This window comes from Neoluteolibacter marinus, from assembly GCF_014904755.1.
Taxonomy (GTDB): domain Bacteria; phylum Verrucomicrobiota; class Verrucomicrobiia; order Verrucomicrobiales; family Akkermansiaceae; genus Haloferula; species Haloferula marina.
In genome coordinates this window covers 19,202-33,725 of record NZ_JACZFQ010000069.1, presented here as the reverse complement: position 1 = coordinate 33,725, position 14,524 = coordinate 19,202, and the positions used below count along the sequence as shown (strand labels likewise).

Here is a 14,524-nt window from a genome sequence, read left to right as displayed (position 1 = left end):
CAGGACGCCGACTCCTACCACATCGCCGACGGCGACGCCTCGGGAGCCTCCGGCGTCGCCTCCAAGGTCCCCTACCCGTTCAGCCGCATGCGCCGCGCCAACGGCGAACCGGTCGAAAACCAGAACATGCTCCTCGCCCGCCACGCCCGCTGGACCGGCATGCGCAGCCTCACCGAGGAGGAAATCACCGATCTCGCGGAGTTCCTGGTCAATGAGATCAAGGAGCGCGGTCCCTTCCTCTCCCTCGCGGAGTTCGTGAACCGCCGGCCCGGCGGCAACAAGGAGCTGGCCCTCACCGGCGCGCTTCAGGCCGCGATCGACAAGACCGTCTCGATCAACGAGCGCTTTGCCGCCGATTCACGCAGCTTCACCGCCGAAGACATGAGTGACGCGGACTTCTCGTTCCCCGCCGCGATGGAAGGCATGAGCGCTGCCGGCGCCCCCGGCTACCTGACCCAGGGCGACATCCTTTCGTCGATCGGCGGATCAATCGCGGTGCGCTCGGACACCTTCCGCATCCGCACTTACGGCGAAGCCCTCGACAACAACTCGAAGATCGTCGCCAAGGCCTGGTGCGAGGCGGTTGTCCAGCGCGTCCCGGAATTCATCGATCCCAGCGACGGCCCGGAGGCCGAGATCGCCGCGCTCAGCGACGCCAACCAGCGATTCGGCCGCCGCTTCGTGGTCACTTCGTTCCGCTGGCTGAACCCCGGTGAAGTCTGAGCCGATCGCGCCTTGCACCCACCGCTTTGTCCGATCAGTTTCGCCGTATCATGCGACTCACCGCCCTCTTCGCACTCCTCTGCCTGAGCCCGCTCGCCATGGGCCAGGCAGGTGGCAAGTTCTCGTTCCGAACCCTCTGCTTCAGCTACGTCAATCAGGTGACCAAGGTCTACCTGACCGACCCGAAGGCAGGGACCCGCTCGGAAGTCCCGCTGTTCACCGACGTCTATTCCCTGCCCGCCGCGGGCAGTGCGACCAACGGCAAGGCGACGTTTTTCCTGACCGACGAGGTTCCCGAGAAGGGCAAGACCGTTCCGTCTTTGGCTCCGGTGGCGGTACCCGACAGCAGCCAGGTGCTGTTTGTCTTCCTGCCGAACCCCGGCCAGAAGGACAAACCCTACCGGGTCATGGGAATGGCCGACGACACGTCGTCGTTCCCGCTCGGCACCGTGAAGCTCCTCAACCTCACCCCCGCCGAACTGCGCTTCGATATGGGTGAGAGGGCCGGTGCCCAAGGCGTCAAGGTCGGCCCAGGCAAGACGGTCATCGTCGACAAGGTGAAGAAGGTGAACCACCTCAATCACTACGACGCGAAGATCCTCTACCAGCTCAAGCCTGGCGAGTTCACCCCGTTCTACAACTCCCGCTGGCGGGCGGTGGACGCCAAGCGCGATCTGGTGATTGTCTATCTCGATCCCGTTTCGAAGCAACCGGTGGTGAATGTCTACGAGGACACGCCGCTCCCCGACAAACCGGCCACCCCCTGACATTTTTCGCTACCGCCGCGGGCAAGCCGGGTTTACCGGGTGACATGCAACGCAGGCGAAACGGATGGATCCTTCTGGCGGCAATGGCCTGCAGCGGTGTCGCCGGGTGGTTGATCACCCGCTCCGCGATGCCGGAACCATCGCAGCGCGTCGAAAGCGAGGCTCCCAGGAAAGAAGCGAAACCCGTCCATGACCCCGCCCCGCGGGAAAGCAAACTGGCCAAGCGCGAGGCGGTCTTGATCCGGGATTCCGAGGCGAGCGACGCCGGCGCATTGCAAAACCAACGCTCGCTGGTATTCGAGGACCGCGAGGCCTTGGAGCGCTTCCTTGCTGCAGCAAAGGGCAAGGGCATCGCCATCCTGGGATCGATCGACCGCCTCAATGCCCTCCACGTCGGCTTTCTCTCGCTCGACGAGCTCAACGCCCTGCTCGACGGCACCGAGGACATGGACTTCATCTACCCTGTCAATCTGCCAACCCCGCGGACGGAGACGGCGCAGGAAGGCGTGCAGGGCTTCGGCAACAGCCTGCTTTCATGGCTGGGAATCACCGGTGACAATTCGTCCTACGGCCAAGGCGTGAAGCTGGTCATTCTCGATACCGGCGCCACCCAGGCGGGATCGAACGGCGTCAACCTGGTCCCCCTCCCGGACGACCTGACCCTACAGAACGGCCACGGCACCGCCGTGTGGGACCTGATCGCCCAGATCGCGCCGGCCACCGACCTCAATTCGATCCGGGTCGCCGACGACGCCGGCAACTCGAACAGTTTCCTCATTCTCCAGGGCATCTACGCCGCCATGGATGCCGGTGCCGACATCATCAACATTTCGATGGGATCCTACGGCGATTCGGCCCTGCTCCGCCAGGCGGTGGAAGCCGCGCAGCAAGCCGGCATCATCATCTTCGCCTCCGCCGGCAACGAAGGCTACGAGCAGGTCGCCTACCCCGCAGGATACCCGGGCGTGGTCAGCGTCGGCGCCGTCGATGCCCGCGGCGAACATCTTGATTTCTCGAACAGCGGCGACGTCACCCTCGTGGCGCCCGGCCTGGACCTGATCACCCAGTGGACCGGCGGCCAGAGCGTCTACTTCACCGGCACCTCCGCCAGCGCCCCGATCGCCGCCGGCACGCTGGCCGCCGCGATGTCGAATGGCAGCACCCGGATCAGCGGTTCCCAAGCCTACGACCGGCTCTCCGACAATTTCAACGATGCCGGCGCACCGGGCTACGATCCGCTCTACGGCAGCGGGATCGTCGACTTCGGCCGTTTCATGATTGCCGGGACCCCGGGAATCAGCGACGCGGCAATCGCCTCGAACTACGTCACCACCGCCGCCAACGGCCAGCCCCAACTGCTGGTGACCATTCAGAATCGCGGCACTGCCACGCTGATCAACGCTCCGGTGCAGATCATCACCTCGTCCGGCACCACCAATGTCAATGTCACGACCTTGCAAGCCGGTGACATCACCACCTTCACCGTGCCGCTGAACGTCGGCAGCGACGGCACCTCCATCCGCTCGTCGGTCCAGCTTTCGGGTGGTGTTTCCGACCTCAAGCCCTCAAACAACGTGCGGTCCGATGTTTACGATCCGCCCGCTGCGAATTGAAGCCTGCCTGGTCGCTCTGCTCGTCTCCTGCTCATCCACCGAGATGAGGTTTGCGCCCCACCCGGACGCCTTACCGGTCGACCAGCTGTGTATTTCCGGAAATGCCTGCGGGCCCGCGGCTTTGCTCGCCTCCTACCGCAACGGCAACGACGCCTGGCAAGGCGCGGAAGCAAAGCTCCCCGGCGACAGTGACCGGGACCAGCTCCGGGGTTGGATCCGCCGCTACGGACTGCGCCCGTCCACCACGCTCGGTGGCCGCATGCGCTGGAGCCGCAGCGGCATCAACGTCGAGGACCTTGCCGCGGCCGCGAATGAAACCAGCCAATCGCTTTACTTGCCCCGGCTCGCCCACGGCGACCTTTTCCAGAGGACCGGCGAATCGCCCGCAGCCTTGCTGAAGCGGACCCGCTCCTGCCTCGAAAAATCGCTGGCAAAGGGCATCCCGCCGATCCTCAGCCTGCGCCGCTATGTCTTTCGACAGGGAACCTGGATGCCGATTCAAGGGCACTTCGTCACCGTCACCGGGGCACCGCGCGGCATCGGGCCGGGGGAATCCTCTTTCCCCATCCAGTACCTCGACCCGATTGGCGGAAAGTCTTGCCAAGGACTTGTCCGGATCTCCGATCAATCCTTGCTGAGACAACCCGGAGAGCCCTCCGCGTGCCTCGAAGCCGTGGTTCCTGCCTCCCGTTTCGGAATCAAGGAAGTCCGCTCGGGAGAGATTTCCGTGGTGGTCCCCGCGGCGGTTATCGGCCGCTGGTAGCTTGCGCCCCCCCCGGCCACCACCAGGCGCGCCACAGGGCCCTTCTCACCGCCCCGCGACCGACCTTCACCGGGTGCTCCGGGAGGGGAAAACCGGCCGCGGCAATGAGCTCGAGGGTATCCTCACCGATCAGCGCCGGCAGCACCGAGGCTGCCCGCAGACGCCTGACCTTGAGGCGTGAGGAGTAGCGCCGCCCCGATTCCAGCCACACCGCTGCATGTTCCCGCCACGCCCGGTGGCACCCGGCCATCTCCGTCGAATCGCGGGGATTTCCCACTGGCAAGTAGCAGCGACCGTTCGCCAGGTCCGCCGGCAAATCGCGCAAGATATTCACCAGTTGCAGCCCCATGCCATAGCGCACCCCCAGCGCATCCAGGTCATCCGGCGGGGCGTCGGAAAAGCGACTGCCCAAGGTCAATAGTCCGATCCGGGTCCAGAACCCGCCAACACAACCTGCCACTCGATAGCAGTAGTCCTCCAGCTCCCCTTCATTGCGCAGGGCGCGGGGATCTGCCGCCGTCGCCTCCTCGAACCGGACCAAATCCATCCGCTGGCCGCTGATAATGGTGGTGACGGTGTTCCTCACCGCGTCCGCCTGCAGCGCATCCAAGTCTTCCAGAGCGGCAAAGCACTCGTCCAAGCGCGTCAGCAAGGCCTTCTCGCCCTCATGCTGTTGTGCCCCGATGAAGGCGTCCAAACCGCGTTCCCGCCAACGCGCGCCCTTGCCGGCCAGTTCCCCGTTGAAACCATCCAGCAACTCCAGGCGATCGTCCACCGCGACGCCGGCGGTATCCGCCAGGGTGTCGCTGGCCCGGGCCAACAAATAGCCGGTGCTGATCGCCGGCCTCATCCGCTTCGGCAGGAGTCGCAGGCTCACGAAAAACGATCGCGAGACACTCCGCAGCACTTCCTTGTCGATTCTTTCCACTGCCGCGAGCGAGCCCCAGCATCCCGGGGCCTTCAAGTCAAAGTTCCTTGAGCCGTTGCTCGCTCCACCCCAGGCCTTCCTGGTACTCCTCGCTCTGCGGCCGTTCGCGGTTCAATTGGGACCACACCGCGACCGCCTCCCCGAAGGTCGAACGGGCCAGTTCCATCTTCCCGGCGATCTGGGCGGCGTGCCCGAGATCGCCCAGAACGTAGCCCAGCGAGCGACGGATCTGCTCCGAGCGGACCAGGCTGTAGTCGCTCTTGGCGATCTTCCTGAGCATCTCCACGGCCCGGGTCTCGAGCTCGATTTCCTCGTTCCGGTCGCCCCCGAAGCCCGTCATCCGCCCCTTTTGCCAGAGCAATAGCGCAAGCCGGTACTTGGCCACCGGATCGGCCGAATCGCCGACGGCGATCTGTTCGACCAGAAGGATGCCCTCTTCGATCAGTTCCATCGCCTCCTTCGCATCCCCCCGGTCCCGCAGGATCCCCGCAACCAAGCCGCGCTGGGCGGCCAGCCGTGAGCGGACCTCGGGACTGTCGGGTCGCTGAAGCATCAGTTGCTCGAGAAGCTTCACCGCCGCCTTGGAGTTCGACTCCGCCGCGCTCACGTCGCCTGAAAGGACCGCAGCCTCCGCCACCGCGCCGTAGCAACCGGCCAGGTCCAGCCTGAGATCGAGGTTGGTCGGATCTTTTTTCAGCAGCTGCACCAACTCCTCGGAGGCCAAGGCCCGGACCTCACGGGCGTCCCCCATCTCCCCGATCCCGTCGAGGATGGTCGCGGAAGAAAGGTAGCAGGACACCAACTCCGACCTCAGCACCGCGGCGTCAGGGCGTTGATCGACCAGCTTGTTGAGCGCCTCGGTGGCCCGATGGATTTGCGCCAAGGCCTCGCCATCCCTGCCTGCGGCCGCCCGGAGACGCGACTGATGGAAATCCAGAACCGCCAGCAATTGCTGAACCCGGTCGGCATCCACTTCCGCCTGGGGAACGGCTTCGAGAGCCTTGCGCGCGGACTCAAAGGCAGCATCCGCCCCCTCGTCATTCTGCTCCTGAAGCAACAAGGCGAGCAGCAATCGATCGGTCGCCAGCCGCAGGTCCAGATCCGGCCCCGACGGCAGTTCCGCCGACGCTTGCAGGGCCTCCTCCATCCGCGACGCGGCGGCTTTCGGATCATCCTTCGCCAAACTGACCTCAGCCAATTGGAGCCGCGCCCGGGCCCGCTCCTCGGCAAGCGCGCCGATGTCCGCCGTTCGCTCGATGAACTCTTCGAAATAACTTTCCAATCGGCCCAAGCGCTGCGTCCGCCCGTCCAAGGGCGGCAGCCGCCGCAGGCCTTTCTCCATCGCCCACGCAAAAAGCAGGTCGCCGGTCTCCCGCGACGCATCGAGGCGGGCAAGCCACATGTCCTTGTCATACTGGAGCTCCCGCCGATCGGCATCGGACTTCGCAACCACCGCCTCCTTCTCTTCCCGCAGGGCTTCCCGCTCGCCCTCCAGGCGCGCGACATCGGCGGCACGGCCCGTCTCCTCGGCCTCCAGTTCGGATTTTTTCACCCGCCACATGACCGACAGGATGGCGACGGCGCCGACCAGCACCCCGGTCGCCACGTTAGCCCGCCACGCGCTCCGACGCGCGCGGCGATGCTGGTCGAGAATGGCGTCGCGGTGCTGCTCGTCGGCGATCTCCTTCTCGGCGGCATTGAGGATGTTCAAGACCTCACCCGCGTTGGCGGGCCGCGCCAAATGGTCCAGCGAAAGGCAACGGTCGATGATCTCGCGGTAGCTCTTTTCCAACGGATTCGCCGCAGCGTCGGGCCACTCATACTTCGGATGGGACTCGAGGGCCTTGGCGACCTGCTTGAAGTTCGCGGCGATGTCGTCGCGGCGGGTCTTGCCGGGTTCCGGAGCCACGCTGTCGAAGGTCTCGGTGCAGCGGGGAAAGGCGCCGGTTACCAGCCGGTACGCCAGCACCCCGAAGGCGAAGACATCCCACCGGTAGCCCTTGCCCCGCAGGTAGTCCGCGGGATCCCGCAGCTGGTCGGGCGGCTGGTAGAGAACGGCGTCGGTGTACTCCACGCCGCCGATCCCCGGCATGTTGCCGAGCGCCCAGTCGGTGAGCACCACCCGGCCGTCATCGTCGAAGAACACATTGCCCGGCTTGAGGTTGCCGTGGGCGACCTGTCGGTCATGCATCGCGGCCAGCGATGCCAGGATCTCCTGCACCAGGGGCCACGAATCCTCGCCGGGAAAGCGGTCCAGTCGATGTTGGAGGGACCGCGGCAACGTCTTTCCATCGCGGTCGTCGGCCAGCAAGGCCGTGACCCTCAGGATCTGTTTCCCGCGGTAGTCCTCGCTGATCTCCGGCAGGACCCCCGTGGGCCAGCCACCGTCTTCCAGCCGCAGCGCCGCCTCCTCCAACAGCTCCCGGTTGACCGCCTCCTCGGCGAAGATCTTCACCGCGACCTGCTTTCCCGCCGCATTCCGGGCGCGATACACCTTCCCGCAAGTCCCGCTGCCGATCAGCCCCGAGACTTCCAGTTCGCTCACATCCGGCGACTGCATGCCCGCACCATGCAGAACACCGGCACCCTCGCCAACCCCTCAGTTTTCATGCAGATTCAGGGCATTCCGGTGAAATAGAGTTCCCCCCCGGACGCGTAGCCTCCCCCGGCGAACTCCATTTCATCCATGAAACCGACCTGCCCCGGCAATCCGCTCGACCGCTACACCTCGCGCCGCGAGTTCCTCCACGTCGGCCTTCTCGGCGGGCTGGGCCTCACCCTCCCCCAGTTCCTGCGCCAGCAAGCGTTCGGTGAACAGAAGTTCTACGAGACCCGGGAAGGCGTCGCGAAGGGCATCATCCACATTTTCCTGCCCGGCGGGATGGCCCACCAGGAGTCGTTCGATCCCAAACCTTATGCACCTTCCGAGTACCGGGGACCGTTCGGCGCGATCGACACCAAGATTCCCGGCGTTCAATTCGGGGAGAAGCTGAAGGACCTGGCCCAGCTCGCCGACAAGTTCACCATCATCCGCTCGATGTCGCACGGGGAAGCCGCCCACGAACGCGGCACCCACAACATGTTCACCGGCTACCGGCCGTCCCCGGCACTCGAGTATCCCTCCTACGGTTCGGTGATCTCGCACGAGATGGGCTCCCGCAACAACCTTCCCCCCTACGTCTGCGTTCCCTCGGTGCCGAACGAATTCGCCGGATCAGGCTACCTTTCCTCCGCCTACGGGCCGTTCGCCCTGGGCTCCGACCCGGCACAAGGGAACTTCCAGGTCCGCGATCTCAACCTGCCGGGCGGCTGCGACGAGTTCCGCTTCGCCCGCCGCAAGTCCTTGCTGGAAACGGTCGACGCCCATTTCCGCTCGCTGGAAAAGTCGGACGCCATCGACGCGATGGACGCCTTCTACCAGCACGCCTACAAGCTGATCTCATCGGAGAAAGCCCGCGAGGCTTTCAACCTGAAAGCCGAGTCGGATGCGATCAAGGACGAGTACGGTCGCAACGAGCCCGGCCAACGGATGCTCCTGGCGCGCCGCCTGATCGAGGCGGGCACCCGCTTCGTGTCGCTGACCGTGGGCGGCTGGGACCACCACGACAACATCAAGGGCGGCATCGAAAACCAGCTGCCGCCGGTGGACAAGGCGATCGCCACCCTGATCCGCGACCTTGACCGCCGCGGAATGCTCGATTCGACGCTGGTCATGGTCACCACCGAGTTCGGCCGCACGCCGAAGATCAACCCCACCGGTGGGCGCGACCACTGGCCGAACGTCTTTTCGGTGATGATGGCCGGTGGCGGCTTCAAGCAGGGCTATGTCCACGGATCCTCCGACGCCCTTGGCGGCGAGGTCGACACCGATGGCATCACGGTCGCCGACCTCTCCACGACGATCTACAACCAGATCGGGATCACCGCCGACAAGGAGCTGATGGCACCGGGCGGGCGTCCGATCGAGATCGTCGATGGCGGCCATGTGCTCGATTTCCTGCTCGCAAAGAAGGCATGAAGGCCTTGTTCCGACCGAGAGCCCGCCGCACGCCGGCATGGCAGCCCGGCACTCGGAGGAAGAGCGGCTTCGGAATCTTCCTCCTTCATGCGGTCGTCCTGAACTCGACGTTGTTCGCCGGCTTCACGCCCGTCCTCAACTTGATCGAACCGCGCGGCGGCCAGCGGGGCACCGAGTTGGAGATCCATCTCCACGGGGAGCGGCTCGACGGCTTCCAGGAGTTGCTGGCCTATGAACCCGGCATCGAGGTCCGCTCGATCGCGATCGAGAACGACAAGCACGCCACCGCGAGGATTTTCATCCAGCCCGACGCCCCGCTCGGGGAACATGAATTCCGTCTGCGAACCAGCGGCGGGGTGAGCTTCCTGCGTTCCTTCTTCGTCGGCCAGTTCCCGACCGTCAACGAAGCGGATCCCAACGACACCCCCGCACAAGCCCAGCGGATCGAGCTCAACACGACCGTCCAGGGCGTCGCCAAGACCGAAGACGTGGATTACTACGTCTGTAGTTTGAAGAAAGGCCAGCGCTTCACCGCCGAGGTCGAGGCGATGAGGTTGGGACGGACCATGTTCGACGCCTACGTGGCGATCGTCGACCCCAGGGGATTCGAGATCGCCTCATGCGACGACACCGCCCTGCTGCGGACCGATCCCTTTGTGTCGACGATCATCCCAGAAGACGGCGACTACTGCGTCCTTGTCCGGGAAGCGGCCTACGAAGGGAATGACAGCTGCCAGTATCGGCTGAACATCGGCACCTTCCCCCGCCCGCGTGCCGTTTTCCCGCCCGGGGCAAAGCCCGGCGAATCGGTCGAGTTCAAGTTCATCGGCGATCCCGCCGGCGATTTCACCGGAAACATCACCATTCCCGCGAACGCGGACGGGCGTTTCCCGTTGTACCCGTCCCGGGACGGCTTGTCGGTTCCCTCGCCGGTCTGGATCACGGTCTCACCGCGGGAATCCATCGCGGAATCGGAACCGAACTCCAATCCGAAGCAGGCAACCCGCCTTCCCGCGATCCCGGCGGCTGGTCACGGGATCATCGGCGAGGAAGGCGATGTCGACTTTTTCTCCTTCCAGGCGAAGAAAGGCGAGAACCTCACACTGAAGGTCCAGGCACGCGAGCTCCGCTCTCCTTTGGATGCGGTCCTCTCGGTACGGGATGCCAGGGGCAAGAACCTGGTCAGCAACGACGACCAGGGCGGATTGGACCCGGTCATCCAGTGGGCGGCGCCGGAAGACGGGGAGTATCTCGCCGTTGTCAGGGACCAATTGAAGCAAGGCGGCCCCGACTTCACCTACCGGCTGGAGATCTTCCCGCGGCCCGCGGAGATCGCGGCCTCGCTGCCCGTCGTCGAACGCAACAACTCCCAGAAATGGAAGATGATCGGCGTCCCGCGCGGCAATCGATACGCCACGGTGGTCAATTTCACGCGGGCGAACATCGGCTGCGATTTGAACCTTCAGGCGGAGAGCCTCCCCGCGGGGATTTCCATGGACTCGAGGCAAGTCAACCGTTCGGTCACCGCCACGCCGGTTGTGTTCGAGGCCGCCGCGGACGCCACGGTCGCCGGCAGTCTGCACCGCTTCAAGGTCACGTCCGCGGGTGACGCGCCGCCCCTCGACGGGCAATTGCTCGAGGTGGTGCATCACGTCGAGATCAACAACCAGGGCGCCTATCATTCGGCCGGGAGCGACCGGGTGGCGGTGGCCGTGATCGATGAGGCGCCCTTCCACCTGGAACTCGAGCAACCTGCCGTCCCGATCGTGAAAAACGGCACCCTGCAACTCAAGGTGACAGCACGCCGCGACGAAGGGTTCGCCGAACCCATCACGCTAAGGTTTCTCTGGAATCCTCCGGGGATCGGCACTCCTAACACCATCTCCATGCCTGGCGACAAGAGCGAGGCGCTTTACGAGATCAACGCCAACAACGATGCCGCGCCCGGCGAGTGGCCGGTTTGCGTCCTCGGTGAGGCGAACACCCCCAAAGGCCCGGTGCTTGTCTCGACCGCCATGGCCACCTTGCGCATCGCCGAGCCCTACCTCGGCATGGCCATTGACATGGCGGCCACCGAACAAGGCAAGCCGACCACGGTGATTTGCAAGGTCGACTACCAGGGGGACTTCTCCGGGGAAGCCACCGCGGAAATGCTCGGACTCCCCCATGGCGCGACCACCCAGCCCGTCTCGTTCACCCACGGCCAGGCCGAGCTGAACTTCCCGGTCGAGATCGCGGCCGATGCGGCGGTCGGCAAGCACAACGGCCTGTTCTGCCGTATCAAGGTTCCTGAAAACGGCCAGACCATCCTTCACCAGGTCGGCCAGGGCGGCACCCTCCGGATCGACAAACCGCCCGAAAACGCCCCGCCACCACCGCCCGAGCAAGCGCAGGCGAAGAACGAACCCCAGCCGGCGGCGGAGAAACCGCTTTCACGGCTCGAGCAACTTCGCCAACGCAACAAGGCACCTTGACCCCAGTTCTCTAGGAGTTCCGGTCGCGCCGCCGCCGGAACATCGCCAGCAGCGACATGACACCGGCCCCGATGATCGTCGAGGGCTCCGGAACCGCCTCGCTGGTGGTCACCGTGAGCCCCCAGCTCACCACGGTTGCCTCGTAACCCGGCGAGACGTCCGCCACGAAGAGCGTCCAACCGCCATTGGGATCGAGGCCGTTGAAACCCATCAAGGTCGCCGTCCTCTCGACGGTCTCGGTGACCGTGAGCGGGGAAACATTCCTCCCGTCAGGTTGGTAGACCCCGTACATCGAGACTGCGGAATGAATGTCTTCATCGGCGGTATTCGAGAACACCACGCTCATGCCGGTGGTGAAAGAACCATCGGGATTGCTCTCGGTTCTCCCCACCCGGTTCAGCAGGACACTGAACCCGGAGTCGTGGGTGAGGTAGGCGTACAGATCACCGTTGAACCCGCCCGTTGTCTCCAGATAGACTTCGACGTTCGTGATCTCGACGGAAACCGAGCTGATGTAGCGGGTGTCCGACCAGCCCGTCGCGCTGTTATCGGGAATCACCGCGGAGACATCCCAGAGGTCCGAGACCACGGTGGCAGCGGGCGCAAGCTGGGCGAGCAGGAGGGAACCTAGGAGTGGAGCTTTCATGGCGTGTCCAATCGGTAGTAGGCTTGCGGTTCGGGCGGATTGGCATCGACGAATTCCAGCCTTCCGGTGGAGTCCGCGGTGCCCGTGTAAATGGTCTCCCACAGCGAAAGATCCACCGATCGCTGGATCGAATACTGGAATCCCGGAATGGCGTGGAAGCTCACCACCATCGTCCCGCCCTCCGCGACCAGCTGTGGCGGATTCAAACCCGGACCGCCGCCGCCATGGGATGGTCCGACGACCACGGACACCATCCCCGATGTCGAGGCTCCTGAAGCGTCGCTGACGGTGACGAAAAAGCTGTCGGTGCCGGAGAATCCGGCGGGCGGGGTGTAGACCAAGGAACCCGCGCCCAGCGTCACCGCCCCCCCGCTTGCCGAAGCCGGGCCGGCCGACGTCACGTCCACCGGGTCACCTTCATTGTCGCTCACAGCAAACAACAGCTTGGGAACCGAAATGGTTGCCGGGGTCTGGTGCTTCGTCGACAGCGAGAGCCCGCCAAACACCGGAGGCGTGTTCGCCGTGACCTGACGAACCAGCGCCAGCCAGTCTTCGGTCTGGTCGGACGGAGGGGAGCCAATGCTTGCGTCCGTACCACCCGCCAGGGTGGTCACCGTCCCCTGTTGGAAATTGCCGCCGATCCGCGGGTCGTACCACAACACCTCGAAGGTTCCCGCGACCTCCGTCAGATCGAGCGAGGTGGATCCGCCGCCCTTTAGGTGAACCACATACTGCTCCCCCACGGCGTGGAGACAATGGCTATCAGGATCATCGACGAGCGAGTCGTCGTTGACCATCTCATGAAACGGAATTCCCCGGTTCATCCAGAAATCGAGCATGATCCGGCAGTCCGGCCAGAAGGAGTGTCGGCTGCGGAAGTCCTGACAGGTCATGTCGGAATGGGAGTAGCCCGATCCGAAGTACCAGGCCACGCCGCCACCGCCCGCCATCACATTGCCCCACAGGGCGTTCAAGCGGGCGAAGTGGTGATTGGAGCCTGCATCCGAATCAGGGCGGAGGCCTTCGCTGGACAGTCCCGGTTCGTCGCAGGCCACCACCCAAGGCCTGCCCTTCGACGTGGATTCATCGACCCAACGCTTCGACTCCGGGAAGACCCGGCTGAAAACGGCATCGTCGTCCGGTTGCAACGACGCTCCCGACAATTTCGAGCCGCCACCCAGCAACGCGATGTAGCCGTTCTGGCTGGTACCATACGTGTGCATCACGACGAGGTGCCGGTAGGGATCGTTGTCGTTGAACCACTGCGCGAACGCGCGCCGCTGCTCGTCGGTATTCGAGTTTTCCTCCCCGAGGTTCCATTCAACGGCCAGATGATGACTGAAGCGGGCCACGAGCTCCCGGTAGTAGACCCTGCGCTCCAGGCCCAGGTCACCGCCATCCATCTTCTGGTCGTTCTCCGTTTCCTGGGTCTTGAAATGCAAGAACAGGCCCTTCATCGTCGCGTAGGAAAACACCTTCTCCCATTGGGCGAGCTTCGAGACGTCGAAGCGGGTGTGATGGACCTTGCCGGCGTCCCACCGGGTATCCGCGCCGCTCGTCCCGAAGGTCTCCTCCGAATTGATCAGATGGGGAAACACGTTGTCGTCATCGCCATCGAGGCTGAACGAGAGGAACGAGATCCCGTTGAGGCCCTCCGACGAAATATAATGGACAGCCCCGAGTAGTCCGCGACCCCGCGGTTCTCCCCCGCTGCCGGACCAAGTGTACTCCGCCGCCTCGGCTTCATCGTAGTCCTGCAGATGGGCGCTCCACGTCTTGCGCCGGTTGCCGGCATTCGGTGTGTCGTCGAAGTCCGCGTATGCCAAGAGATTCTCCGGGGAGTCGGTCCCGCATTTGAGGTAGAACTCGCCGGTCTCGGCGAAACGCAGGTGATGCCGTCCCACATACTGGAGCCGTCCCTTGCCACGAAGGTCGCGGCCGGTCTTGTCGGTGGCTTCCACCTCGAAGCTGCCCATCGCCCCGTCGGATCCCCCGGCCGAGTCCCCGGCGGCGGGGTCGCCGCTCACCGCAATCCCCTCGCCACCACGGAACGAAACCGTGTAATTCCAAGTTCCCGTTGCATCGGGAGAGAAATGGACCAGCCATACATTTCCGGCGGTCGCACCGGTATTCGCGGCATCTCCATCGGCCGCAAAGTATCCGGGAACACGATAGACCCGGCCCGAAGCCGGGTGGGAGAACGTCACATCCAACCGGTAGTCGGTGAACGGATTCGGAACCGAGGTCTCGCTGGTTTCGGGACCCGTGCACCGCAGCGTGATCTTATGCCACTTGCGGAGCTCACCTTCCAAAGCAACGCCGCCGGCCCGGGACGCCTGAACGGCTAGCAGCGCAGCCGCGACTACAAATAAAAACGACTTCATCGAGGGGGAGAAATGAATGCGTGTCTGGAATCGACGGCTTTAAATTATTTAAAATAATTTAATTTCACAATGAATAAATAAGATCAGCGCCCGCAATTGTGAAGTTTTTGACACATTTCCGATAAAAAGACCTCAAAAATTCTTCAGCTTCGCGAAACCCCACCTTCCGCGCCCCCTTCTCAAAAAAGACGACAGCCTCCCTCGCCCG

9 protein-coding genes and 1 pseudogene are annotated in these 14,524 nt (G+C 64.2%); 6 read left to right on the top strand and 4 right to left on the bottom strand.

Annotated features, from left to right (window positions below):
- From IG178_RS13375 to IG178_RS13360, 4 genes and pseudogenes are all read left to right on the top strand, one after another.
- Positions 1–723 (top strand): annotated as a pseudogene (locus tag IG178_RS13375) (hypothetical protein); the annotation flags it as partial.
- Positions 724–773: 50 nt separating this feature from the next.
- Complete coding sequence (locus tag IG178_RS13370; protein ID WP_193213063.1) at positions 774–1,490, top strand: hypothetical protein; 717 nt, start codon at positions 774–776, stop codon at positions 1,488–1,490.
- 44 nt (positions 1,491–1,534) lie between these two features.
- Positions 1,535–3,103 carry a S8 family peptidase gene (locus tag IG178_RS13365; protein ID WP_193213062.1) on the top strand — a complete coding sequence of 523 codons (1,569 nt, stop codon included), beginning with the start codon at positions 1,535–1,537 and terminating at the stop codon, positions 3,101–3,103.
- A gap of 43 nt (positions 3,104–3,146) precedes the next feature.
- Entirely contained in the window at positions 3,147–3,866 is a 720-nt protein-coding gene (locus tag IG178_RS13360; RefSeq protein ID WP_193213061.1) for a hypothetical protein, read from the top strand.
- Here the strand turns inward: IG178_RS13360 and IG178_RS13355 are convergent.
- Together IG178_RS13355 and IG178_RS13350 are read right to left on the bottom strand one after the other, a co-directional pair.
- Positions 3,850–4,773, bottom strand: coding sequence for a phytoene/squalene synthase family protein (locus IG178_RS13355; RefSeq protein ID WP_343225970.1), 924 nt, complete (start codon positions 4,771–4,773; stop codon positions 3,850–3,852). The genes IG178_RS13360 and IG178_RS13355 overlap by 17 nt on opposite strands.
- Before the next feature lie 58 nt (positions 4,774–4,831).
- Positions 4,832–7,354: a protein kinase domain-containing protein gene (locus tag IG178_RS13350; RefSeq protein ID WP_193213059.1), complete on the bottom strand. Its 2,523-nt coding sequence runs from the start codon at positions 7,352–7,354 to the stop codon at positions 4,832–4,834.
- A 126-nt stretch (positions 7,355–7,480) separates the two neighbouring features.
- Here IG178_RS13350 and IG178_RS13345 point away from each other — a divergent pair, with 126 nt between their 5' ends.
- Together IG178_RS13345 and IG178_RS13340 are read left to right on the top strand one after the other, a co-directional pair.
- Positions 7,481–8,812: a DUF1501 domain-containing protein gene (locus tag IG178_RS13345; RefSeq protein ID WP_193213058.1), complete on the top strand. Its 1,332-nt coding sequence runs from the start codon at positions 7,481–7,483 to the stop codon at positions 8,810–8,812.
- The gene (locus IG178_RS13340; RefSeq protein WP_193213057.1) at positions 8,809–11,286 is read left to right on the top strand and encodes a PPC domain-containing protein; all 2,478 of its coding nucleotides are present in this window, start codon (positions 8,809–8,811) and stop codon (positions 11,284–11,286) included. Before IG178_RS13345 ends, IG178_RS13340 begins: the two co-directional genes overlap by 4 nt.
- 10 nt (positions 11,287–11,296) lie before the next feature.
- Here the strand turns inward: IG178_RS13340 and IG178_RS13335 are convergent, their stop codons facing one another.
- Together IG178_RS13335 and IG178_RS13330 are read right to left on the bottom strand one after the other, a co-directional pair.
- Positions 11,297–11,932 carry a PEP-CTERM sorting domain-containing protein gene (locus IG178_RS13335; RefSeq protein WP_193213056.1) on the bottom strand — a complete coding sequence of 212 codons (636 nt, stop codon included), beginning with the start codon at positions 11,930–11,932 and terminating at the stop codon, positions 11,297–11,299.
- Positions 11,929–14,316: a DUF5060 domain-containing protein gene (locus IG178_RS13330; RefSeq protein WP_193213055.1), complete on the bottom strand. Its 2,388-nt coding sequence runs from the start codon at positions 14,314–14,316 to the stop codon at positions 11,929–11,931. Before IG178_RS13330 ends, IG178_RS13335 begins: the two co-directional genes overlap by 4 nt.
- Positions 14,317–14,524: the final 208 nt, after the last annotated feature.

Coding starts and splice junctions, on each gene's coding strand:
- IG178_RS13370 (WP_193213063.1), top strand. CDS start 774: ATGCGACTCACCGCCCTCTTCGCACTCCTCTGCCTGAGCCCGCTCGCC.
- IG178_RS13365 (WP_193213062.1), top strand. CDS start 1,535: ATGCAACGCAGGCGAAACGGATGGATCCTTCTGGCGGCAATGGCCTGC.
- IG178_RS13360 (WP_193213061.1), top strand. CDS start 3,147: ATGAGGTTTGCGCCCCACCCGGACGCCTTACCGGTCGACCAGCTGTGT.
- IG178_RS13350 (WP_193213059.1), bottom strand. CDS start 7,354: ATGCAGTCGCCGGATGTGAGCGAACTGGAAGTCTCGGGGCTGATCGGC.
- IG178_RS13345 (WP_193213058.1), top strand. CDS start 7,481: ATGAAACCGACCTGCCCCGGCAATCCGCTCGACCGCTACACCTCGCGC.
- IG178_RS13340 (WP_193213057.1), top strand. CDS start 8,809: ATGAAGGCCTTGTTCCGACCGAGAGCCCGCCGCACGCCGGCATGGCAG.
- IG178_RS13335 (WP_193213056.1), bottom strand. CDS start 11,932: ATGAAAGCTCCACTCCTAGGTTCCCTCCTGCTCGCCCAGCTTGCGCCC.
- IG178_RS13330 (WP_193213055.1), bottom strand. CDS start 14,316: ATGAAGTCGTTTTTATTTGTAGTCGCGGCTGCGCTGCTAGCCGTTCAG.